This is a genomic window from Anabaena sp. WA102, assembly GCF_001277295.1.
GTDB lineage: Bacteria > Cyanobacteriota > Cyanobacteriia > Cyanobacteriales > Nostocaceae > Dolichospermum > Dolichospermum heterosporum.
The window spans coordinates 1,278,633-1,301,124 of sequence record NZ_CP011456.1 but is presented as its reverse complement, the minus strand read 5'-3'; the positions used below and the strand labels follow the sequence as shown (position 1 = coordinate 1,301,124).

Below are 22,492 nucleotides of genomic sequence, written 5' to 3'. Positions count from 1 at the left end.
TTATTAATGAATCTGTTGCACTTCTAAAACCGAGCATAGCTCAAATTTCCTCCCTAGAAATCGGTAGATAATTGCAGCCAACTCCTCAATCATATAAGGTTTAACGATGTAATCATCAAAACCAGCTTCAAGCATCCGTTTGTTATATTCAGCATCAGTTAAAACCGTCATAGCCACCACAGGAATATGACAAGTTAACGATTCTTGCTTAAGATACCGAATAAAATCTAGTCCATTCATCCCGGGTAAAAAAATATTCAATAAGATTAAATCAGGTTGATGTTCTTTAGCCATAAATACTGTTGTTGAACTTTCTTTTTGACAAATAGACTGACAACCAAGTAACTCAAGGGTATAACTCATCAGCAGTAGACTATCGTCATGATTTTCTACCACTAAAATCAAAGGCTGTTGATGTTGTTGATGTTGTTGCCGTTTCTCATCACTCATGAATGAATGCGCTAGATACATCTCGTCTCCAGGTCGTTAATGGGGAGTAGTCGTCTTTTTAGGCATAATTAGGCTTACTCGTAAATCCTTATTGGTTATTTATCTCAACCAATGCCAACAGGAAATAAAAATCCAGCTTTAATACCTTTAGCAGATATATTTTGATTATATGCAAAATCGTCAATAAATTTATTTAGAAAAATCAATAAATTCATAACCTCTCATTTCTATCAGAACTGAAGATTATTGTTACCCTGATTATCAGTATTTTAACTAATAACTACTAAATAAACTTGAGACTTAGACAAAGAAAAAATCATCATTCATAGATAGAAAATATTCAACATAATTCTTGCTTTTGACTCCTATTCCTAACTATAGGACTCCGGTTTGATTAAAATTTAAAGGTATGTGAAGAAAAGTAAAATCACTCAAAACTCTCTTCCTGTTCCCTGTTCCCTGTTCCCTTGCCCCAAGGACAATTTTTAACGCCCACCTACTTAGTGAGACAGAATTAATTACACAATGTCATTGCGTAAGCGCTGCGTGGCGTTAGCCATATGGAACGAAGTGAAATGAAGCAATTACAAGGGTTGTGATTGCTTCCCTTCCCTCGCAATGACTGTAAATATTTTTGTCCAATTACTTATAGGGTTTTACGACAATTGCATCTTTGGAAGAACATAATCAAGATGATAATGCTCCCGAAAAATTTCATCTTTAGTTAGTTAGTTAGCTTTAGCTTACTTTTGCTATTAGCCTCAGAATTCATTCTGAGGCGGACTCAGGATAAATTACAATAGAACCCACCTGGGAATGAATTCCCAGTCTAATAACGAAAGCCGGCTCAAGCCGGCTCAAAGATATTTATTGTGTTTTGTCTATAAAATCAAACTAAGCCTCAACTGATACCATGCGTTTTTTAGCAAGATGGTTTCTGCGGAGTTTAGCAGCGCCAAAACAAAAACCTAATGTTGCTATTCCCACGGCCGAGTTAGGCTCAAAGGGAACAGGTGTTGCAACGGCCGTGAATGTTGTTGTAGAGTTGTTATAATCGGCAGGCCAAGTATAGCCACCAACGTATATTCTGTCAGAAGAACCTTTATTCCCAGGTGTTCCCAACCATAATTGACCAAGGATTGGATAACCGTTGCTGTAATCCCTAGTCCAGTGTTATTACCTTCAACCAAACCACTTAATGTTCCTGTAACGAACCCGTTAGTACCTCCAAAAGTATCCTGAAACTGAAAATTGAAATTAATAGCATGAGCAGGAGCAGCACCTAACAAAATAGAAGTTGCAAATCCTGTTACAGCAAGGGTTTTAGCGATTATGGGGGGGGTGAAAATCTTTATCTTCACCATGACTATCAAATCCTCATATTTGCCTGACTCCATGATCATATACTAAGTGCGTAGTGAAAACAAGCACTAAAACAACTATTTCTTATCTAGGAAAAATACTGAAAAACCCAGATCCCCGACTTCTTCAAGAAGTCGGGGATCTTAAAATCAAAATTTCAATTCTTTAGTTTATCTAAAATCACGTCTAAGTTATGAAATTCCCTTTCTAAGATAGAAGCAGCGATGGAAAATCGCCATAAATAACCACGACCTCATAGCCAACTGCTAGGGAAAAACTAATATGACTCAAGAATCAGAATCTTTGGATTTGTCCACAGATAAAGCTTTAGATCGTGATTGTACAACATTATCCCGCCACATCCTCCAACAACTACAGAGTTTTGGACCCGATGCCCAGGATTTAAGTGCGCTCATGAACCGCATCGCCTTAGCGGGTAAATTAGTTGCCCGTCGCTTGAGTCGCGCTGGTTTAATGGAAGGAGTTCTCGGCTTCACTGGAGAAGTCAACATCCAAGGAGAATCCGTCAAAAAAATGGATGTTTACGCCAACGAAGTATTTATTTCTGTCTTCAAGCAAAGCGGTTTAGTTTGTCGTCTCGCTTCCGAAGAGATGGAAAAACCCTACTATATCCCGGAAAATTGCCCGATTGGTCGTTATACTCTTCTTTATGACCCCATTGATGGCTCATCCAACACAGATAACAATCTCAGTTTAGGTTCTATCTTTGCCATTCGTCAACAGGAAGGAGCAGATATTGATGGTGAAGCTAAAGACCTACTCGCAAATGGACGCAAGCAATTAGCGGCAGGATATATTCTATATGGACCAAGTACCATGCTTGTGTATACCATAGGTACAGGAGTACATTCCTTCATTCTTGATCCTAGCCTGGGTGAGTTTATTCTCTGTCAAGAAAATATCAAAATGCCAGATCATGCCGCCACTTATAGCGTTAATGACGGCAACTTCTGGCAATGGGATGAATCTTTTAGAGAATATATCCGTTATGTTCATCGCACAGAAGGTTATAGTTCCCGTTACAGTGGGGCAATGGTGAGCGATATTCACAGAATTTTATTACAGGGTGGAGTATTTCTTTACCCAGGAACACTACAAAAACCAGAAGGTAAATTACGTTTACTCTATGAAACCGCCCCTTTAGCATTTTTAATTGAACAAGCTGGAGGCGTAGCAACCACAGGAACAATGGATATTTTAGATGTCGTTCCCACCAAACTGCATCAACGCACCCCATTAATTATTGGTAGTAAAGAAAACGTAGCCAAAGTCATGTCTTTTATTAAAACAGATAACTAGACAAAGCTCTAATTAATTAAAAAATCAAACCTCATGTTCTAGACTGAACAAATAAAAGAAAAATAGTCGGTTTTAACCGACTTTAGCTATCAGACAGGGAATTTATTCCCTGGATTCTGGATTCTAAATTCTGGATTCTGAATTCTAATTATGTACCCTATATACCTGCAATAAGCTATCCGTGTCTTTTCTGTGTCATTCATGAACTCTTTAAAAGGCAAAGTCAAGCTATTGTCACCTGTAGGGGGAATTGGGGCAATTGGCAAAGATCACAAACCTCAACCCCCGGTCCAAAATCCCAAATCTAAAATCTAAAATCCTATGGTCAGTTTGTTAGAAAATCCATTGCGTGCCGGTCTACAACAGCAAGGGATGCCCGAACCACAAATAATTGTCATCTTTGGCGCGTCTGGAGACTTAACTTGGCGGAAACTAGTCCCAGCATTATACAAATTGCGGAGAGAAAGACGGATTCCCGCAGAAACCACCATTGTGGGCGTAGCCCGTCGGGAATGGAGTCATGAATACTTCCGTGAGCAGATGCAAAAAGGCATGGAAGAAGCTCACGCTAGTGTAGAACTAGGTGAACTCTGGCAAGACTTTTCCCAAGGTTTATTTTACTGCCCGGGGAACATAGACGACCCAGCCGGCTACCAAAAACTCAAAACCCTATTGGCTGAACTAGACGAAAAACGGGGAACACGCGGAAACCGGATGTTCTACCTTTCCGTCGCGCCCAACTTCTTCCCCGAAGCTATCAAACAACTAGGACTAGGGGGAATGCTAGACGACCCCGAAAAACATCGTTTAGTCATCGAAAAACCCTTTGGACGCGATTTAGCCTCCGCCCAAAACCTCAACCAAGTAGTCCAAAAGTTTTGTAAAGAAAACCAAGTTTATCGCATTGACCACTACTTAGGTAAAGAAACAGTCCAAAACTTGCTGGTTTTCCGCTTTGCTAATGCCATTTTTGAACCTTTGTGGAATCGGCAATTTGTTGACCACGTACAAATCACTGTAGCTGAAACCGTAGGTGTGGAAGACCGGGCTGGCTATTATGAAACCGCCGGCGCACTCCGGGATATGTTACAAAACCACCTAATGCAGCTTTACTGTTTAACGGCAATGGAAGCACCCAACGCTATGGATGCTGATAGTATCCGTACAGAAAAAGTCAAGGTGCTACGAGCTACCCGTTTGGCTGATGTTCATGATTTATCAAAATCAGCTATTCGTGGTCAGTACAGCGCTGGCTGGATGAAAGGACAACAGGTGGAAGGGTATCGAAATGAACCAGGAGTTAATCCTGAATCCACCACTCCCACCTATGTGGCGATGAAGTTTTTAGTAGATAATTGGCGTTGGAAAGGTGTTCCTTTCTACCTGAGAACTGGCAAGCGGATGCCCAAAAAAGTTAGTGAAATTGCCATTCACTTCCGCGAAGTTCCCTCCAGAATGTTCCCCTCCGCATCCCAGCAAGCTAACCCCAACGTTTTGACCATGCGGATACAACCCAATGAAGGGATTTCCCTCCGGTTTGATGTAAAAATGCCCGGTGGTGATTTCCGCACCCGTTCCGTAGATATGGATTTCAGCTATGGTTCTTTTGGAATTACAGCTACTTCTGATGCTTATGATCGTCTCTTCCTTGATTGTATGATGGGCGACCAAACTTTATTTACACGGGCGGACGAAGTAGAAGCGGCTTGGCAAGTGGTTACACCTGCTTTATCTGTATGGGATTTACCCGCAGATCCTGCCACTGTCCCTCAGTATGAAGCCGGTACTTGGGAACCAGAAGAGGCAGAATTATTAATTAACCAAGACGGTCGCCGCTGGCGCAGACTTTAAGTCATTGGTCATTAGTCATTGGTCATTGGTAAAACAACTGACAACTGACAACTGACAACGAACAACTGACAACGAACAACGAACAACTGACAACTGACAAATATGATTTCCCAAGCACCAACAATTTATTCTTTGCAAGCCCCCAAGGATGTTTCCCTCACCGAAATTGAAGCAGAACTTACTAAAGTTTGGCAAAGTTACGGTATTCAGGGAGAAGACGGTGGTTTACCCGCTGCTACCCGCGCTACAACATTTACTTTGGTGGTTTACGAACCTGAAGAAACCCAGTATTTATTAACTGCAACAGGTTTTTACAAGGGTCCTATTGATGGCATTCTCGGACCTCAAACTAAAACAGCATTGCAGGAATTACAAAAAAAGCACCATCTCTCAGAAACTGGTAGTGCAACACCAGAAACTCTCACTGCTTTGCGGCAAGAATATTTCCAAAAGCAGCACACCGGACCAAATGGAGATAGTCATGGTGCCGCTATGGGCTATACTTTCAGTCCTACGAGTCCCACCATTGCGGACGAAATTGCCATCCGTAACCCCTGCCGGATCATTGCTTTATGTCCTGTGGCTGGGGATGATGAAGGGGTAAAGGCTCAAGTTTCTGCCTATTGCCCAATTCAAAAGCAGTCTTCTAGCACTCTTGTTTGCTGTGAATATATTACACTCACTGGTACTGCTTCGGCATTAGAACGCATTGGGGGCATGATTCCCGCTTTATTAATCGGTGGTTTACCTAAGTTCCTCTGGTGGAAAGCTACACCGGATGCGGCTAACCCTTTGTTTAAACGATTAGCCGCAGTTTGCAATAATGTCATTGTTGATTCTTGCAACTTTAATACACCAGAAGATGATTTACTCAGCTTGCAAAAGTTAGTAGAATCTGGTGTACCTTTGGCTGATTTGAATTGGCGGCGGTTATCTGCGTGGCAGGAGTTGACAGCACAAGCTTATGATGCGCCTAATCGTCGGGCTGCTCTTAGAGAAATTGATCGTGTCAATATTGATTATGAAAAAGGCAATGCTGCTCAAGCCTTATTGTATTTGGGTTGGTTAGCTAATCGCTTAGAATGGCAACCAGTTGGCTATAAACAGGAAAACGGTGATTATGACATCACTTATGTGCAATTCCTGTCTCAAGACCAAAAACACATAGAAGTTGAGTTGGCAGGTGTTCCCATTGCTGATATTGGGGAAATTGTCGGCGATTTAATTGGTTTGCGGTTGAGTTCTACTAATATTCAAGCTAATTGTGGAACTGTGATTTGCTCGGAAACTGGCGGCTGTATGCGAATGGAAACTCATGGTGGCGCTCAGTCGTCTGGTTTGTTCCAACAGGTTACTTCTCTTTCGGAACAAAAGGCAGAGGCTTTGTTGAGTCAACAGGTGCAACGCTGGGGACGTGAGGCTTTATTTGAGGACAGTCTAATTGCAATTGGTAACACGATTAAGTTAGGAAAATAGTTAATGGTAATGGGTAATGGGTAATGGGTAATACTCTTGCCTGTTCCCTGTTCCCTGTTCCCTATTTTCAACATTAAAAAACCCGGCTAAACCGGGCAGATGTACTATTTGTCAAGTGTTAGCTAATGATAATTATTGGTTGATTTCACAAGTTAAAGGGCAAGCTGCATAAACAGTGGTTTGAGTTTTTTCAGCTTCGTCATGTAACCAATTTAACCATTTTATTTGCTTAGGATGAATACCTTTAGCTGTTAGCACTCCAGCAGCAATTAATACTGCCATGACATTAAACGTTACTAAGCCACCTGCCACAATTAACACGGCACTAGCAGGCATCACGGATTGTAAAACAATAGATAACAAGCAACCTACTGTAGCCATTAATACAACCAATGGAAAACCAACAACTAACAAGCACACTGCCAATGTAAATGTCCAGATTAAAAAGCTTCTCATCATTAACAAGGAGTGGGTCCGAACTAGATTAGAGCTTTGAGCCGAAACCATGACTTTTCCTCCTAATACACAGCAAGTTTAAATTTCAGTTTTTTATCACTCGAAAGCGAATTAACTGATTTTGTTTCAGTGAAATTTAGTATATAAAACCTTGGCTTCAAAATGAGCATTTCTTTACTAAAGTTTACAGTTGATTTTTTCTAGTTATGAATGAGAATTCACATATACCCACAGGTAGGGGAAAGAGTTCTGGTATATGCCTTGAGAGATATGGACTAACGGTAGATGAGAAGCAGATATTGATCCCCGCAATCTGATCGCTCAGATGCTTAACATTTCTTATGGAAAACGATATTATTTCTCATAATTTATCAGGAGGTGATAAAAAATAGGCTGTAGGTAATGGGTAATTCTGAAGTTTCCTCGCTTTCACTCCTCTCGCTACCCTTAATTACTTAATATTATTAGTTACTGATATATTACGTAAATCTTACGGAAGAGCAAGGATAATCAGTATGTGTTAAAAAATATGTATATTGGTAAATAACCTACTAAAAAGACTGCATAACAGAGGCAGAGGCAGGGACAGGGAGCAGGGAGCAGGGAGCAGGGAGCAGGGAGCAGGGGGAAAATATTTTCTACTGACAACTGACAACTGACAACTGACGAACAAGCAATTACTAATTAACAAAAGTGAAGATATATGACAGAATCACAAACATTTAGAATGCCGCCACCTTTACCAAAAGCAAAAGTACAGCCTCCGGTGGCAAATTTAGAAATGAACGCACCAGCGCCACCAATAATTACTACACCACCACCAATATTTTCCAATTCTAATGGGTTAACGAATGAACCTGTAGGACGTACCTTGGCGCAGCTTGTTCAGGAAGCCTTTGATGAGGGTTACTCTGATATTCACTTGGGAGTGGGTGAAATTCCCCGCTTCCGCAGCCGAGGGGAAATTCTGACGACAAGTTATCCCGAAGTTGATAAACCGACTTTTATGCGTTGGTTGCGGGAGATTCTCTCTGATTCTGAAATTCAAAGGTTTCAAGAACATTTAGAATTTGATGGTGCGACTCAGTACGATTTTGCCCGTGTGCGGATTAATGTGTTTGATTCCCTGCGTGGTTATGCAATGGTACTGCGGTTAATTCCTCTCAAAATTCTATCTATGGAGCAGTTGCGCCTACCACCAGTGTTTAGAGATATTTGTCATCATCACAAGGGTTTAGTTTTGGTGACAGGCCCTACTGGTTCGGGTAAGTCTACGACAATGGCAGCGATGGTTGATTATATCAATCGGGAGATGGCTAAACATATTATTACGATTGAGGACCCGGTGGAATTTGTCCACCAAAGCCGTAAGTCTTTGGTTAAACAGCGGGAGGTGGGAATGCACACTCGCAAGTTTGATAATGCTTTGAAAGCAGCTTTGCGGGAAGATCCAGATTTAATTCTGGTGGGGGAAATGCGGGATAAGGAAACGGTGAATACGGCACTGAAGGCGGCACAAACAGGTCACTTGGTGATGGGAACTCTGCACACAAATAGTGCGGTAAAAACTATTGAACGGATTCTCAATTTGTATTCGGGTGAAGAACAGGAAGCTATGCGAATAGCGGTTGCGGAATCTTTAGTAGCGGTGATTGCTCAAGGCTTGTGCCGAACTACAGATGGTAAACGGGCGGCTTTCCACGATATTCTCATTAATACTGAGGCTGTTAAGGAATGGGTGAAGGATGGCAAGTATGATGAGATTGCGGAGTTAATGAAACAAGCTGGTTTTGATGGCATGGTGACAATGAATCAGTCATTGCTCGATCTTTACCAAGAAGGTCGGATTACCGAGGAAACGGCACTAGAAATGTCGCCAACTCCTAACGAAATGGCTCAATTCCTCCGAGGTCGTGTTTAATTGGTAATGGGTAATGACCAATGACCAATGACCAATGACCAATCACTAATGACTAAGTTGAATGTAGACAAACTTTCTAAACCCCAGTTGTTCAAGGGTATTGCCTTGTTTACGCCTGGGGGGGATTTGATATATTGTATTGACCCTAGTAAGCAAGGACGATGGCATTTAAATTTATGTGCGGCTTTGCAGGAAATTCTCGATTTACCGGAGCCGCCACATTTTTTAGTGCCTTGCTATACTGCAACTATTGATCACTGGTTAAATCCTCGGACTCAACAAGTGCAAATTTTTGCCGAAGCTTATCCGGCGGTGATTAGGCATCAGGCTGTGTTGAATGCGATTTTTGGGACGGGGGATTTGGTATGGCAATCAGCACCTTGGCAGGATGGTTTGTGCGATCGCTTGGTATTATCAACTTATCGGTCGACATTTCCTCAGCTTTGGCGAGATCATGATTTAATTGTGCGTTTAGATTTGGCTGATTCTCCCTCGCAATACCAGCCACCAGTTGTCAATAGACAACCTGTGCTACAAAATATTCAAGGAGCGCCAGGCTTTGTTTTGCGTTTGTTTGTGGCTGGTCATAGTGCGACTACAGAAAAAATTTTACAGAACTTGCACGAATCCTTAGAGCGATCGCTAGGATATCCTTATACTCTCAAAGTTATTGATGTCCTCACAAATCCAGAACAGGCAGAAATTGATCAAGTTTCCGCTACTCCTACTTTAGTTAAGGTTTGGCCCCATCCAATTCGGCGGATGGTTGGTAATTTAGATAACATGGATAAATTATTACAAATGTTAGCAGGACAATAGACAACCGGTGACAAAGAATGTATAAACTCAAAAAAAAGTTATAATTTATAGAATACTCTTGATTAATGTCTTATGCTAACTACATACACCGCAAAATATACCAAAATAAATAGTGGATATATGGGACAATTGATTGAATGGCAAGAAGTCATTACTGAGGGAGAAACACTAGAAATGTGTAGAGCTATGCTACAAGATGCACTCAAAGAAATGATTCTTGCCTATCATCAACAAAATAAAGAAATTCCCACAGGAAACTCTTTACTGGAACAAATTCCTGTAGAAGTTTGATTATGTCAGTAAAACGAAAAGATTTAATTAAGTATTTGGAAGAAAATGGATTTTATTTATTGCGGGAAGGTGGCAATCATTCTATTTATACTAATGATATAAAAACTATTCCCGTCAAAAGGCATCGTGCAATTGATCATATTACTGCCAATGCAATTTGTAAACAAGCTGACCTATTACCCAAGTTTTAAACATTATAGTGTCAGTTTTTGTAGTTATCGAGAATGGAGTGTGATAGCGTTCGCGTTCGCGTAGCGTTCCGATAGCTTGCGTGGCGACGCAGGAGCCATAGGAATAGAGATAGCGCGACCTAGTAATCGCTATTTACGAAGTTTGATCTTTAATATTAAAAATAAGGAATTTCTGTGATTATGAACCTTACTTGGTTAGATAGTAATAGTTGGTTAATTGAAATTGGTGAACAACGAATACTTATTGACCCTTGGTTAATTGGTGATTTAACCTTTAATAACTTAGATTGGTTATTTAAAGGTTCTCGTTCTCAGGATCGGTCAATACCAGATAATATAAATTTAATTTTGCTTTCTCAAGGTTTAGAAGATCATGCACACCCACCCACCCTAAAGCAGCTTAACAAAAATATCCCAGTTGTCGCTTCCCCCAATGCTGCCAAAGTTGTCAAACAACTGGGTTATCAACAAATAATTAGCCTCAATCATGGCGAAACCTTTACCTTAAATCAGCAAGTAGAAATCAAAGCTTTTCCTGGTTCTCCCATTGGACCCACCCTATTAGAAAACGGCTATCTGCTCAAAGATTTAGTAAATAATTCCACACTTTATTATGAACCTCATGGCTATCATTCCCCTCAACTCAAAGAAATAGCACCCATTGACGTAGTAATCACTCCAATCATTGATTTGAGCTTACCCTTACTCGGTCCGATTATCAAAGGGATGAATAGCGCCCTAGAAGTAGCAAAATCCGTAAAACCTCAATTTATCCTCCCTACCGCAGCCGGAGGGGATATTTTGTTTGCAGGAATATTAGTAAAATTCTTGCAAGAAAAGGGAACTGTGGCAGAATTTCGCGCATTGCTAGGGAAAAACAATTTAACAACCCAGGTAATTGCCCCTAAACCCGGTGAAAAAGTTATGGTTTAATTGAAACCAATGATAGTTTGAGGATGTTATAATCTGCGATTTAAAGGCTTGATGTAAATATATCTACATCAAGTTTTCTGAATATCTGTGTGATTAACTATGGCAAAAATTCGTGTTTCCCTAGCCTTGAGTATAGCAACCTTAGCCAGTGGTTTCTTGTTAGCCGCTTGCGAAAATCCCAATCCCCCATCATCTACTGGAAGTAGTACCACTTCCCCAAGTGCTACCACTACAACCAGTGATACTAAAGGATTGAAAATTGGTAGTTTATTACCCACAACAGGTGACTTAGCTTCCATTGGACAACAAATGGTTGGTTCAGTTCCCTTATTAGTAGACACAGTTAACGCTTGTGGGGGTGTTAACGGTGAAAAAGTCACTTTAGTACAAGTAGACGACCAAACAGATCCTAAAGCCGGTGCTGCGGGAATGACCAAATTAGCAACCTTAGATAAGGTAGCTGGTGTAGTCGGTTCTTTTGCTAGTAGCGTTTCCACTGCGGCGGTTTCTGTTGCTGTACCCAATAAAGTCATGCTGATTTCTCCTGGTAGCACCAGCCCCGTATTTACCGACAAAGCTAAAAAAGGTGACTTTAAGGGCTTTTGGGCGCGAACTGCTCCCCCTGATACCTATCAAGCATTAGCTTTAGCTCAACTTGCTAAGAAAAAGGTTTTAAAAGAGTTTCCACAGTAGTTATTAACAATGACTATGGCGTGGGGTTTGAAAAAGCATTTGTAGATACTTTTGAAAAATTGGGCGGAACAGTAGTTAATAAAGATAAGCCTGTGCGCTATGATCCCAAATCCCAAACATTTGATACAGAAGCAACTGCGGCTTTTGCTGGGAAACCAGATGCGGTTTTAGGCGTATTATATGCGGAAACAGGGAGTTTATTTCTCAAAGCTGCTTATCAACAAGGTGTCACGAAAGGCGTACAAATTTTACTCACGGACGGCGTAAAATCTTCTACTTTCCCTGACCAAGTTGGCAAAGGTAGTGACGGCAAGTATATTTTATCGGGGGCTATTGGGACAGTTCCTGGTTCTAGTGGTCCAGGTTTGGAAAACTTTAATAAACTTTGGCAAGAGAAAAAAGGCGGTTCTCCTGGAGAATACGCACCTCAATCTTGGGACGCTGCGGCTTTGTTGGTATTAGCCGCTCAAGCTGCGAAGGAAAATACAGGGGTTGCTATTGCTGGTAAAATTCGGGAAGTATCCGCTGGTCAAGGTACACCAGTTAGCGATGTTTGTGAAGGATTGAAGCTACTTAAAGAAGGGAAACAAATTAATTATCAAGGCGCAAGCGGTGATGTAGATGTTGACGCTAATGGTGATGTCATTGGTACTTATGATGTCTGGACTGTGGGCGATGATGGCAAAATCAAGGTGATTGATAAGGTGAGTCCTAAGTAGGGGATGTAGGGGATGTAGGGGATGTAGGGGATGTGGGGGATGTGGGGGATGTGGGGGATGTGGGGGATGTAGGGGATGTGGGGGATGTGGGGGATGTGGGGGATGTGGGGGATGTGGGGGATGTGGGGGATGTGGGGGATGTGGGGGATGTGGGGGATGTGGGGGATGTGGGGGATGTGGGGGATGTGGGGGATGTGGGGGATGTGGGGGATGTGGGGGATGTAGGGGCAGGGGGAGAAATTTCCCTCTTCTTTCTTCTTTCTTCTTTCTTCTTTCTTCTTTCTTCTTTCTTCTTTCTTCTTTCTGAACTCCTGACTCCTGACTCCTGAGAAAGGGCGCAGGCCCTGCGCCCCTACTCGCTTCTAAAAACCAGTAAAGTTATAACCGACTCCTAATAAAATTCCCACATCAGTTTTATCAAAAAATCCAGCGTTGACGGCGGCTGTGGCGGTTAATCTGCTATTGAGAGGTACGTCTATACCACCAGTGACTAGCAAAGCAGCTTCAGTGTTAGACTTATCACCTGTTTTAATGGCTGCACCTAGTCCAATATAAGGAGCTATGGGTAAAGGTTCTGTAAATGGATCTGGTGATTTAAAAGCAAAGTCGTAAGTAATAGGAGCAAGAAATGTTGTATCTGTTCCTAATATTACTGATGGTCTAACTGATAGGGTTTTGGTCAGACCAATTTTACTGATAACAGTGAAATTACCATCACTCAAAGCTGAAAAGCTACCGGATGCACCAACGTTGAGACCAACACCAATATAGCTACTACCACCACGAGTGGCTCTACCTATGCCAATCGGACTTTGTGCTATTTGATTGGATGGTTCTGTTTTTTCGGTAGCTTGTGTAGAACCAGAATTGAGCATAACTGATGAAGTTTCTACAGTTCCTGGTACGGGTGTGATTGTCCGACTGGCTATTTCTTCTGTAGCAACGGTGGATATTGATGTTTGCTTGGTGGGAAGAACAATTGTTCCTGGTTCGACTGTCTGAGCATTTACGGAAAGTCCGCTACCTAAAACTACCAAAGCTGCAAGACTTGGTAAGGCTAAACAAGTTTTACGAAAAATAATATTACTCATGTTCACTCCTCAATAAATTAAGATTGATACCTATCTAAGTAGGTAAACAAAATAAAAATGAGGGGTATTGCGTTTTGTAAAATGGCTGAAACTCAATCAGAATATTGCATTGAGACAACTTTACATACCGTTACATACCTTTAAATTTTCCTGTTTACCTACTTAGATATCATCTCAAGTTAACAAATTTTGTTAATACTCACCATCTAACACCAAAAATCAAAATTCGGATCTTGATTTTGTTTAATTAACTAAGCTGCGTAAAAAATTTACATCAAAAGCCAAGAGAATTTTCCTCCTGACTCCTGCTGTACCTTATGAAATATCTAGCAATTGTCTCAAGAGCATTTGATCGTCTAGTTTAGCTTTTAAGCGCCCTTTTTCCACATCACGAATCCAGCTTTGGCTTTTTTCCATCAACTTGGCTAGTTCCCTTTGGGAGAGGTTCATTTTTTTTCGTCCTTCCATAACCTCTTCCCCTAGCAAATTACCTGTTTGTTGATGATTGCTTTTTGCTTTAGTGGAGCGACGTTGTTTTTTATCTGATTCTGAACGATTTTCCCAATCGGTCGGGAGTTCAAAAGATAAAATGCGTGCGTTCAGAAGTAAATTCCATTTACCACGTGGTCCGCTGTCTGTGAGGCGATTTTCACCACTACCATCATTAATCCAAAATTCTAACGCTTCCTCTGGATCTTCCGGTATATCTACTAATTTTGCCCACAGGGGCTGAATTTCCGGGGGATAGGTAACAGGATCAAATAATGGCTTGACTCCATAATGATTGAGAACTTCTAAATCATTTTCATAGGCTTTAAGTAGGCGTTTCCGTTCTTCCCTGTGTCTGGAAGCTTGGGTCACTTTTTCCTCACCATAAGCAACGCGCAGCAAGGTAGGAATAGTGATGCGTTGTTCTCTCCCCATTTTTGTTTTAAACAATAACCAAAGCATAAGTCTAACAGCACCTTCGTGTTGTTGCCACAGACTCATAACTGTGGTGAGTAAAGTTTTGGGAAGACTGCCATATTGATAAAATGTGGTTCGTTCTTTGCATCCTTGTCTGTTGAAGAAATGTTTAGTCCAAATCCCAGCTTTAATTGTAAATGTCAGTCCCACTAAATATTTACAACCTTGATCATCTTCTTGAAAATGGTGTTGGGTATCTGTCAAATTCCATAAATAACTATCTTTAATGGAAAAACTGGGAACTCTACCTTGTTGTGGCCAGTCAATAGAAACCATGAGAGAACAAGTCTGAGAGACGATATTTTTAATTAAACCGAGTTTGGCACTTTTGCTGAGGTCTTTACGTTTTTCTAAGCCCAAATACTGTTCAATTTGTCGTTCATCAATGGTAAATTCTTCTTCCCAAGGTTGATCTAAGGCTGTAATTTGAGCGGCGAAAATAAGATGAATACAAGCAGCCCGGATGTCTAAATAATCAATTGCTTGTGAATTATTAGCACGGTTGTTAACTGGAAATAGGTCTTGAAGATGAAAGGAAATTGTCCCTCGTCCTTGATTAACTGAGCGACTGTAATGTAAGTTACCTTCCTCATCTTTTTCCCATTGTAAAGATGTTCGTTGTGCTAGTAAATTACAAGCTTCCCAGATAACTATGGCTGAAGCGAAGGGGTTATTCTTACCATTAGAAAATAAATCTGGACTGGTAACATCTCGTGGTTCAATTTTACATCTTCCTTTTTTGGCGTGTACAGGAATAGGCGCATTTGTGGGACAGGCAATTACACATTGTGGTTGTGAATAATAGCCATCACAATTATTACAAAGGGCAGGATCAACCCAATATTCATCATCTTTGATTTTAATTGCACCCGTAGGACATAGGGGTCGGCAGTTGTCACATCCCACGCAACTGTGGTTAGGAATTATATGCGGCATAGTCCGTCTTCCTACTTTAATCGTTGAGATGTTTGGCTCAAGTCTCCCCTTAATGTGTCCTTTTGATTCATAACTCGCTACCAAATTACCTCTATAACAAGAAGATATGTTTCTCGCCTGATTAATTACTCATAGGGTGAATGAAGCCAGATTTTGTAGCTATTTATATTTTGCAAAGTTGGGCTTCATTGCTTCTTCATTAACTATACTTTTCATAAAGATTTCAATAAGATTGTTCAGTATGAGCTTGGCAGGATTTCTTAATATTTACCTGGATATTTACTGTCATAATGTTTATTTTGGGCTATATAAATTAGTCTGAATGTTTTTGAAGAACATCTTATAGCTGTAGGTTGGATTGTTCGCGTCAGCGTTACGGAGTAATGGAACAAAACTCAACAAGGTGGCGAAAATGTTGGGTTTCCTTTGTCAACCCAACCTACGTGATTTAGGATGTGAAGAAAATGGTTCAAAAATAGAGGAAATGATTTTTTTAAGTTTGTATTTACTAATACTGTTAGTAGAATATTTTTATCTAATTAGAAAATATTTGCAAATAGGAGGTTAATGAAGCTAATAATAATGGGTGCTAATTGATTATTATTCTTATTGAATGGGGTATTTTTAGACGCATTAATTGATATTTATTGAGAAAATAACTTTAAACACAATTCTGGAAACCTTTGATTAATCAGCTTTTTATCCAAGCACACTAGATAAATTTATCAATAAGTAATATCATTTAATAGTTTAAAATAAGCAAAAATAAATAATATTATTTAGCAGGTCATCAAAATTTGATAAAAAAGTTAACTTTTGTGATTGAAAAAATGAAATATCAGGCTAGTATGAAGATTAAAGGATTAACTAACATCTAGCTAAAATTGCTGAGGTTTTATTCATGGCTACATTAACAGGATTGACCTTTGGAGGTACTGCTTGGACTCCTAAATTTGCCCAAGAAATAGATAAAGAGAAATGTATCGGTTGTGGCAGATGTATGAAAGTTTGTGGTCATAAAGTTTTGGGCTTAATGCCTTTAAACGAAGAAGGTGAATTTGTAGAAGATGAAGATGAGGAAGAAGTAGAACGGAAAGTAATGGTTGTTACTAACCCAGAAAACTGTATTGGCTGTGAAGCTTGTTCTCGAATTTGTTCTAAAAATTGTTATAGTCATGTAACACTAGACAAATAACATCTTTGGTAATGTTTAACGATGTGATGTCCTGCAAAACATCGGTTATTTTGGTTAAGTCTATAGGCAAGGTAATTAGAGGGGAATCTTAATATTTACCGTAGTCGGTTAAAAGGTTTGCAGTAAACAGAAACGTAAATCGTAAGTTGCTATCATCTAAAAAAATCATACTTGCTAATATTTTTTCTGCTGCTATTTGATTTATGAAAATATCAACCTCTTAGATCCTCGATTTCTTCAAGAAGTCGGGGATTTTGTGGTTATCAATATGAAAAAATATGGAAGTTTACCGATTTTTGATTAGATACAAGTTAGAACAGTAATAGTGAAAATATCAAAGATAATTTTGTCCTCAGAAAATAATTCTGTGGCTACCAAAGTCTATCTTTACTGACCGAAAAATTTCAGATTTTAGATTGGGAATTTTCGGGACAGGTTCCCCGCCTCTTCAGGGCGGAATTAATCAAAAACCACCAATCTAAAATCCTCAAGCTCTACACTTGTCTGGTGGAGTCAATGCAAAATCTGTTGACTCTGGTTTTACTACTATTTACAAAGCAGGTAGCATTTATGCAAAAAGTTCCTGTTTCGCTGTGGACACTGTTAGCTGGGATGATCATAGCCCCTATCAGTATCTGGGTTGGTCAAAATCATCATTTATTACCGGAAGCAGCATCGCAACAAGCGCCTTTGGTGGATGGTTTTTTCAATATCATGTTAACAATTGCGGTTGCTCTTTTCTTAATTGTTGAAGGGACGATTCTGCTGTTTCTAGTTATCTATAGACGACGCAAAGGAGATAACTCTGATGGTACACCTGTAGAAGGTAACTTGAGTTTAGAAATTTTTTGGACGGCAATTCCTACGGTAATTGTGATTGCTTTAGGTATTTATAGTGTTGATATTTATAACCAAATGGGTGGTTTTGGTGTGGGTAGTCATCCTCACCATGAGTCAGCAGGCGCTATGAATGTTAGTCAAACAGCTAATATTGGGATTGGTGAAAATCCGCAAACCAAAAATAAACCGGCTGATTTGGTTGTAGATGTTAAGGGTATACAGTTTGCGTGGTTATTTAATTACCCTGTAAGTGGTATTTCTGCTGGAGAATTGCACGTTCCTGTTGGTGCTGATGTGCAATTGAATTTATCCGCAGATGATGTGATTCATTCTTTTTGGGTTCCCCAATTTCGTCTGAAACAAGATGCTATTCCTGGAGTTCCTACACAACTGCGATTTACAGCTACAAAAACTGGTACTTATCCGGTAGTTTGTGCAGAATTGTGTGGTGGTTATCACGGTTCAATGCGATCGCAAGTAATCGTCCATGAACAAGCAGATTATGATGCTTGGATGAGTGAAAACCAGATTGCCCAAAAGCAAGATATGAATCATGCTGTAGCAGTTAATTTGGAGAATTTATCTCCGTCAGAATTTCTTGACCCCTACATTCACAATTTGGAAGTAAGTCCAGCAGATCTTAAGTCATTAGTTATGAGTCATTAGTAATTATTAGCTAATAACTGAAAACTGACAAAAGACAACTAACAAAAATATGACACAAGTAAATTTTCCAGTTAATCCCCCACCTGATGAAAGCGAATCAACAACCCGGCTGATTACTCATAGTTCTCATCCCCCAGCCTGGAAAGTTCGAGATTATTTCACATTTAATACTGATCACAAAGTTATTGGGATTCAATACTTGGTGACAGCCTTTGCATTCTATCTAATTGGTGGGTTAATGGCGATCGCCCTTCGCGCCGAATTAGCCACACCGGACTCGGACTTTCTTGATCCAAATCTGTACAATGCCTTCATGACAAATCATGGCACAATCATGATTTTCTTGTGGATTGTTCCCAGTGCAATTGGTGGATTTGGTAACTATCTAGTCCCATTAATGATGGGTGCTAGAGATATGGCTTTTCCTAAATTAAATGCGATCGCCTTTTGGTTAAATCCCCCCGCCGGATTATTATTATTAGGTAGTTTTATCTTTGGTGGTTCTCAATCAGGTTGGACAGCTTACCCACCATTAAGTCTAGTTACCGCCAACAACGCCCAAACAATGTGGATTTTAGCGATTGTTTTGGTAGGAACTTCTTCAATTTTAGGTTCACTTAACTTTGTCATCACCATTTTGATGATGAAAGTTCCCAGCATGAAATGGGATCAAGTTCCCCTATTTTGTTGGGCAATTTTAGCAACTTCTATCCTTGCCCTTTTCTCTACTCCCGTATTAGCAGCTGGTTTAGTTTTGCTGTTATTTGATATTAACTTCGGCACATCCTTCTTCAAACCAGATGCAGGTGGTAACGTCGTTATTTACCAACATTTATTTTGGTTTTATTCCCATCCGGCGGTTTATTTAATGATTCTGCCGATTTTCGGGATTATGTCCGAAATTATTCCCACCCACGCCCGGAAACCGATATTTGGTTATAAAGCGATCGCCTTTTCCACAGTCGCCATTTGTGTCGTTGGTTTATTCGTTTGGGTTCACCATATGTTCACCAGTGGCACACCCGGTTGGATGCGGATGTTCTTCACCATTTCCACACTCATAGTTGCAGTCCCCACAGGTGTGAAAATCTTCGGTTGGGTAGCAACTCTCTGGGGAGGAAAAATCCGTTTCACCAGCGCCATGTTATTCGCCATTGGTTTACTTTCCATGTTCGTCATGGGCGGTTTAAGCGGCGTAACCATGGGAACAGCCCCCTTTGACGTTCACGTTCACGACACCTATTATGTAGTCGGTCATTTCCACTACGTCTTATTTGGTGGTTCAGTCTTTGGGATTTACGCAGGTATCTATCACTGGTTTCCCAAAATCACCGGCAGAATGATGAACGAAACCTGGGGACGAGTTCATTTTGTCCTCACCTTCATCGGCACAAACCTCACATTCCTACCCATGCACAAACTAGGGTTACAAGGAATGCCCCGCCGAGTTGCCATGTATGACCCCCAATTTACCAGCTTAAACCAGCTTTGCACCATTGGCGCAATCCTTTTGGGTATTTCTGTCATTCCCTTCGCCTTAAACGCCATTTTTAGTTGGAAAAACGGCGAACTCGCAGGTGATAACCCCTGGGAAAGTTTAACTTTGGAATGGACAACCTCTTCCCCACCCATTATTGAAAACTGGGAAGTTCTACCCGTTGTTACTCATGGACCTTATGACTATGGACATGATAAATCATCGCTAACAGATTAAAACGCAGAGGTACGCAGAGGTTTTTTGAGGATAATTCTTTCTATCTTTGCGCCTTTGCGCCTTTGCGTGAGACTAGAAAAAATTTACTAGGAATAATCATATGACTGCAATTACACCAATTGAACATCATAGCGACGGACATGAAGAACATCCAGATTTACGAGTGTGGGGATTAATCACATTTCTCGCTTCTGAATCATTAATGTTTGGTGGATTTTTTGCCACCTATTTGTTTTTTAAAGGGACAACCGCAGTTTGGCCACCAGCAGGAACAGAAGTAGAATTATTTATCCCAGCCATTAACACGATCATCCTCGTTTCTAGTAGTTTTGTCATTCACTTTGGTGATATGGCAATTAAAAGAAATAGTGTGGGTTGGATGCGGTTTTGGTATTTTATCACCGCAATTATGGGGGCTGTATTCCTAGCTGGTCAGGTTTATGAATACATGAATTTAGGTTATGGATTCACTACTAATGTTTTCTCTAATTGCTTTTATTTAATGACAGGCTTTCACGGTTTGCACGTCTTTATTGGATTGTTATTAATTTTGGGTGTATTATGGCGTTCTTTCCGTCGTGGTCATTATTCTGCCACTAAACATACGGGCATCGAAATGGCGGAAATTTATTGGCACTTTGTGGATATTATTTGGATCATTCTCTTCACATTGGTGTACCTGCTCAATATTTTGTAAATATAGGTAATGAGTAATTCTCAATGATGAATTACTCAAATCCTGAAAACCTTGATTTAGACATTTTCCTAATCCTGTAAATCCTTAAATCCTGGATATCCTGATTCACACATTTTCCTTATGCAAAAATTTGTGATCCTTTCAAGTTTAGACTATTAAATTGTGGAGATAAAACTAAATCATCACCGGAGAAAATCCCAATCTCATGATAAATTTTGTTAATTAACTCTAAAACCAATATGCTTTGGGTTTGGGGGTCAATAATCCAATATTCAGGAATACCACAATCTTGATATTGTAGACGTTTGGCAATAAAATCTCTATCTCTTTGTAATTCCCCAGGACTAACAACTTCAACAACCAATAAAGGTGGTAGCATTGATAGGCGAATAGTGTTCCGATTTGCTAATTGTTGAATATGCTCTTCTCGAATAATAGTCAGGTCAGGATAACGGTTTCTCGGTTCTCCTCTGACTTCCAACTCTAAACCATGTCCTCGCACTCTATCAATCCCTATTAACAATGCAAAGATTAAGAAAAGACGATTGGCAATTTGCACATTAATTCCTGATTCTGGTGGCATTTCTATTAACTCTCCATTAAATAATTCATAAAGTTTGTCCGTACCATCATCATAAGATAAATATTCTTCAAAGCTTTGAAATTGATGTTTAACTTGTAGCATCAGAGTTACTCCATCTATTGTCTTAGTTAGATTTTAACACTATTGATTTCCCTTTCCGTCTCTGCACGAAATTAAATGTAATTCACTCAGGACTTAAGCAACTGGCATATTGGTAGGGTGCGTCAGATATCAACAATTTATTTATTTGCAGGATTTATGCAGTCTGACGCACCCTACAACAGAGTTTTGGTGTGACACTTGCGTAAGTTCTATCACTTACTAGAAAATTGTAGACCTTCACATTAGCAATAGTCCCCATTTTGCTATAATCGTGATCACTTCAATGTAATCGGTTACAACATGATGATTACCACAGTTGAGGTAATGAGGAAAATATAGAATAGTGAAAAAATTAGCTATTTTTGTAGAGGGTAAAACAGAACAGATTTTTGTCGCAAAGTTGCTGAGAGAAATTGCTGGAAAATTTCAGATTTCCATAGAGATTAAATCTCGGCAAGGAATTAACTTTGATAAAGTAATAATGAAAATATAGTTCTTGCTGTTATGGAAGTGGAATCATGGTTTTTAGCAGAATATAATCACTTTCTCAAAATAGATCCAGGTTTGACTCCAGAGCAAATTCAATCAATTTTTGGATTTAATCCTCAAACTGATGATATGGAACAAAGACCTCATCCTGCTGATGATCTGAAACAGATTTATAACTATGCAGGAAAAGGTTATAACAAAAGCGAGAAACAAATCAATAGACTTGCATCTAATTTAGATTACGAGTTTCTATATATGTACCTTGCTAATAGCGTTCCTAGTTTGGGAGAATTTGTCCGATATATTGATAAATTGGCGTTGCTGATTAAGGGTATGAATTTTAGTCTCACGCAAAGGCGCAAAGACGCACTGAGGTTTGAGTTTTAAAGGTTCAATTTGGGAATTTCATCCCACATTCCGCACCCCAAACTGTTCCAGAGGGAAATTACGGAGATGAAAAATCAAAGTTAGCATAAAAACAGACATATACAGTGAAAAAAGGCATTTGAGAAACAGTAAATCACCAAAAATGGCATCAAAACCCATTCTCAATAAGGAGCAATAAGAATGAACACCACCTGGAGAGGTCAACATATAAATAAAAGAAGATATTCAAGGGAAAAATCATAAAATAGACTAATATTTACAGGATAAAAATGAAATTATAGACATAGTAAAATGGAGCTATAAATCAAAGAGATTAGCTCATCTTCACTCAGAAAAATTAAATT

21 protein-coding genes and 1 pseudogene are annotated in these 22,492 nt (G+C 39.8%); 16 read left to right on the top strand and 6 right to left on the bottom strand.

Features of this window, described 5'->3' with window-relative positions:
* Positions 1-3 precede the first annotated feature (3 nt).
* Both AA650_RS05485 and AA650_RS05480 read right to left on the bottom strand, forming a co-directional pair.
* Positions 4-471 (bottom strand): response regulator, encoded by a 468-nt coding sequence (locus tag AA650_RS05485; protein WP_053538281.1) that lies wholly within the window; start codon positions 469-471, stop codon positions 4-6.
* Positions 472-1,427: 956 nt separating this feature from the next.
* A complete protein-coding gene (locus AA650_RS05480) occupies positions 1,428-1,853 on the bottom strand; it encodes a hypothetical protein (protein WP_199924388.1) in 426 nt (141 codons plus the stop codon).
* A gap of 241 nt (positions 1,854-2,094) precedes the next feature.
* Between AA650_RS05480 and fbp the strand changes: the two genes are divergently transcribed.
* The 3 genes from fbp to opcA all read left to right on the top strand — a co-directional run bounded on the left by fbp (position 2,095) and on the right by opcA (position 6,459).
* Complete coding sequence (fbp, locus tag AA650_RS05475) at positions 2,095-3,132, top strand: class 1 fructose-bisphosphatase (protein ID WP_053538279.1); 1,038 nt, start codon at positions 2,095-2,097, stop codon at positions 3,130-3,132.
* Positions 3,133-3,453: 321 nt separating this feature from the next.
* Positions 3,454-4,983 (top strand): glucose-6-phosphate dehydrogenase, encoded by a 1,530-nt coding sequence (zwf, locus tag AA650_RS05470; protein ID WP_053538278.1) that lies wholly within the window; start codon positions 3,454-3,456, stop codon positions 4,981-4,983.
* A gap of 102 nt (positions 4,984-5,085) precedes the next feature.
* Entirely contained in the window at positions 5,086-6,459 is a 1,374-nt protein-coding gene (gene opcA, locus AA650_RS05465; protein ID WP_053538277.1) for a glucose-6-phosphate dehydrogenase assembly protein OpcA, read from the top strand.
* A 132-nt stretch (positions 6,460-6,591) separates the two neighbouring features.
* On the opposite strand, the gene AA650_RS05460 is transcribed toward opcA, so the two are convergent.
* Positions 6,592-6,966 carry a hypothetical protein gene (locus AA650_RS05460; protein WP_027401875.1) on the bottom strand — a complete coding sequence of 125 codons (375 nt, stop codon included), beginning with the start codon at positions 6,964-6,966 and terminating at the stop codon, positions 6,592-6,594.
* Between the two features lie 652 nt (positions 6,967-7,618).
* Here AA650_RS05460 and AA650_RS05455 point away from each other — a divergent pair.
* From AA650_RS05455 to AA650_RS05425, 7 genes and pseudogenes are all read left to right on the top strand, one after another.
* Positions 7,619-8,836: a type IV pilus twitching motility protein PilT gene (locus tag AA650_RS05455; RefSeq protein ID WP_053538276.1), complete on the top strand. Its 1,218-nt coding sequence runs from the start codon at positions 7,619-7,621 to the stop codon at positions 8,834-8,836.
* 48 nt (positions 8,837-8,884) lie between these two features.
* On the top strand, positions 8,885-9,655 hold the full coding sequence (locus tag AA650_RS05450) for a circadian clock KaiB family protein (RefSeq protein WP_053541198.1): 771 nt from the start codon (positions 8,885-8,887) through the stop codon (positions 9,653-9,655).
* Positions 9,656-9,727: 72 nt separating this feature from the next.
* Positions 9,728-9,946 (top strand): type II toxin-antitoxin system HicB family antitoxin, encoded by a 219-nt coding sequence (locus tag AA650_RS05445; protein ID WP_039199611.1) that lies wholly within the window; start codon positions 9,728-9,730, stop codon positions 9,944-9,946.
* 2 nt (positions 9,947-9,948) lie between these two features.
* Positions 9,949-10,137, top strand: coding sequence for a type II toxin-antitoxin system HicA family toxin (locus AA650_RS05440; protein ID WP_053538275.1), 189 nt, complete (start codon positions 9,949-9,951; stop codon positions 10,135-10,137).
* Between the two features lie 180 nt (positions 10,138-10,317).
* Positions 10,318-11,070, top strand: coding sequence for an MBL fold metallo-hydrolase (locus AA650_RS05435; RefSeq protein ID WP_053538274.1), 753 nt, complete (start codon positions 10,318-10,320; stop codon positions 11,068-11,070).
* Between the two features lie 99 nt (positions 11,071-11,169).
* Positions 11,170-12,482: pseudogene (locus tag AA650_RS05430) on the top strand (ABC transporter substrate-binding protein).
* A 32-nt stretch (positions 12,483-12,514) separates the two neighbouring features.
* Positions 12,515-12,811, top strand: a complete 297-nt coding sequence (locus AA650_RS05425) for a hypothetical protein (RefSeq protein ID WP_053538273.1) — start codon at positions 12,515-12,517, stop codon at positions 12,809-12,811.
* Positions 12,812-12,844: 33 nt separating this feature from the next.
* Here the strand turns inward: AA650_RS05425 and AA650_RS05420 are convergent, their stop codons facing one another.
* Both AA650_RS05420 and AA650_RS05415 read right to left on the bottom strand, forming a co-directional pair.
* Positions 12,845-13,573 carry a hypothetical protein gene (locus AA650_RS05420; RefSeq protein WP_053538272.1) on the bottom strand — a complete coding sequence of 243 codons (729 nt, stop codon included), beginning with the start codon at positions 13,571-13,573 and terminating at the stop codon, positions 12,845-12,847.
* Between the two features lie 315 nt (positions 13,574-13,888).
* Positions 13,889-15,475, bottom strand: a complete 1,587-nt coding sequence (locus AA650_RS05415) for a helix-turn-helix domain-containing protein (RefSeq protein ID WP_053538271.1) — start codon at positions 15,473-15,475, stop codon at positions 13,889-13,891.
* A gap of 901 nt (positions 15,476-16,376) precedes the next feature.
* Here AA650_RS05415 and fdxB point away from each other — a divergent pair.
* The 4 genes from fdxB (at position 16,377) to AA650_RS05395 (ending at position 20,587) form a co-directional block, all read left to right on the top strand.
* On the top strand, positions 16,377-16,670 hold the full coding sequence (gene fdxB / locus AA650_RS05410; RefSeq protein WP_039200275.1) for a ferredoxin III, nif-specific: 294 nt from the start codon (positions 16,377-16,379) through the stop codon (positions 16,668-16,670).
* 570 nt (positions 16,671-17,240) lie between these two features.
* On the top strand, positions 17,241-18,176 hold the full coding sequence (gene coxB / locus AA650_RS05405; RefSeq protein WP_053541197.1) for a cytochrome c oxidase subunit II: 936 nt from the start codon (positions 17,241-17,243) through the stop codon (positions 18,174-18,176).
* A 49-nt stretch (positions 18,177-18,225) separates the two neighbouring features.
* Entirely contained in the window at positions 18,226-19,890 is a 1,665-nt protein-coding gene (gene ctaD / locus AA650_RS05400) for a cytochrome c oxidase subunit I (RefSeq protein ID WP_053538270.1), read from the top strand.
* Positions 19,891-19,990: 100 nt separating this feature from the next.
* The gene (locus AA650_RS05395; protein ID WP_015078454.1) at positions 19,991-20,587 is read left to right on the top strand and encodes a cytochrome c oxidase subunit 3; all 597 of its coding nucleotides are present in this window, start codon (positions 19,991-19,993) and stop codon (positions 20,585-20,587) included.
* A gap of 118 nt (positions 20,588-20,705) precedes the next feature.
* Here the strand turns inward: AA650_RS05395 and AA650_RS05390 are convergent, their stop codons facing one another.
* Positions 20,706-21,272, bottom strand: coding sequence for a Uma2 family endonuclease (locus tag AA650_RS05390; protein WP_053538269.1), 567 nt, complete (start codon positions 21,270-21,272; stop codon positions 20,706-20,708).
* A 343-nt stretch (positions 21,273-21,615) separates the two neighbouring features.
* On the opposite strand from AA650_RS05390, the gene AA650_RS27625 reads away from it, so the two are divergent.
* Both AA650_RS27625 and AA650_RS05385 read left to right on the top strand, forming a co-directional pair.
* Positions 21,616-21,765 (top strand): DUF4276 family protein, encoded by a 150-nt coding sequence (locus AA650_RS27625; protein WP_168637211.1) that lies wholly within the window; start codon positions 21,616-21,618, stop codon positions 21,763-21,765.
* A gap of 11 nt (positions 21,766-21,776) precedes the next feature.
* Positions 21,777-22,148: a hypothetical protein gene (locus tag AA650_RS05385; RefSeq protein WP_053538268.1), complete on the top strand. Its 372-nt coding sequence runs from the start codon at positions 21,777-21,779 to the stop codon at positions 22,146-22,148.
* Positions 22,149-22,492 lie beyond the last annotated feature (344 nt).

Bases quoted from the DNA above. Each gene is read 5' to 3' on its own strand.
- AA650_RS05485 (WP_053538281.1), bottom strand. From the start codon at position 471: ATGTATCTAGCGCATTCATTCATGAGTGATGAGAAACGGCAACAACAT.
- AA650_RS05480 (WP_199924388.1), bottom strand. From the start codon at position 1,853: ATGATCATGGAGTCAGGCAAATATGAGGATTTGATAGTCATGGTGAAG.
- fbp (WP_053538279.1), top strand. From the start codon at position 2,095: ATGACTCAAGAATCAGAATCTTTGGATTTGTCCACAGATAAAGCTTTA.
- zwf (WP_053538278.1), top strand. From the start codon at position 3,454: ATGGTCAGTTTGTTAGAAAATCCATTGCGTGCCGGTCTACAACAGCAA.
- opcA (WP_053538277.1), top strand. From the start codon at position 5,086: ATGATTTCCCAAGCACCAACAATTTATTCTTTGCAAGCCCCCAAGGAT.
- AA650_RS05460 (WP_027401875.1), bottom strand. From the start codon at position 6,966: ATGGTTTCGGCTCAAAGCTCTAATCTAGTTCGGACCCACTCCTTGTTA.
- AA650_RS05455 (WP_053538276.1), top strand. From the start codon at position 7,619: ATGACAGAATCACAAACATTTAGAATGCCGCCACCTTTACCAAAAGCA.
- AA650_RS05450 (WP_053541198.1), top strand. From the start codon at position 8,885: ATGACTAAGTTGAATGTAGACAAACTTTCTAAACCCCAGTTGTTCAAG.
- AA650_RS05445 (WP_039199611.1), top strand. From the start codon at position 9,728: ATGCTAACTACATACACCGCAAAATATACCAAAATAAATAGTGGATAT.
- AA650_RS05440 (WP_053538275.1), top strand. From the start codon at position 9,949: ATGTCAGTAAAACGAAAAGATTTAATTAAGTATTTGGAAGAAAATGGA.
- AA650_RS05435 (WP_053538274.1), top strand. From the start codon at position 10,318: ATGAACCTTACTTGGTTAGATAGTAATAGTTGGTTAATTGAAATTGGT.
- AA650_RS05420 (WP_053538272.1), bottom strand. From the start codon at position 13,573: ATGAGTAATATTATTTTTCGTAAAACTTGTTTAGCCTTACCAAGTCTT.
- AA650_RS05415 (WP_053538271.1), bottom strand. From the start codon at position 15,475: ATGCCGCATATAATTCCTAACCACAGTTGCGTGGGATGTGACAACTGC.
- fdxB (WP_039200275.1), top strand. From the start codon at position 16,377: ATGGCTACATTAACAGGATTGACCTTTGGAGGTACTGCTTGGACTCCT.
- coxB (WP_053541197.1), top strand. From the start codon at position 17,241: ATGCAAAAAGTTCCTGTTTCGCTGTGGACACTGTTAGCTGGGATGATC.
- ctaD (WP_053538270.1), top strand. From the start codon at position 18,226: ATGACACAAGTAAATTTTCCAGTTAATCCCCCACCTGATGAAAGCGAA.
- AA650_RS05395 (WP_015078454.1), top strand. From the start codon at position 19,991: ATGACTGCAATTACACCAATTGAACATCATAGCGACGGACATGAAGAA.
- AA650_RS05390 (WP_053538269.1), bottom strand. From the start codon at position 21,272: ATGCTACAAGTTAAACATCAATTTCAAAGCTTTGAAGAATATTTATCT.
- AA650_RS05385 (WP_053538268.1), top strand. From the start codon at position 21,777: ATGGAAGTGGAATCATGGTTTTTAGCAGAATATAATCACTTTCTCAAA.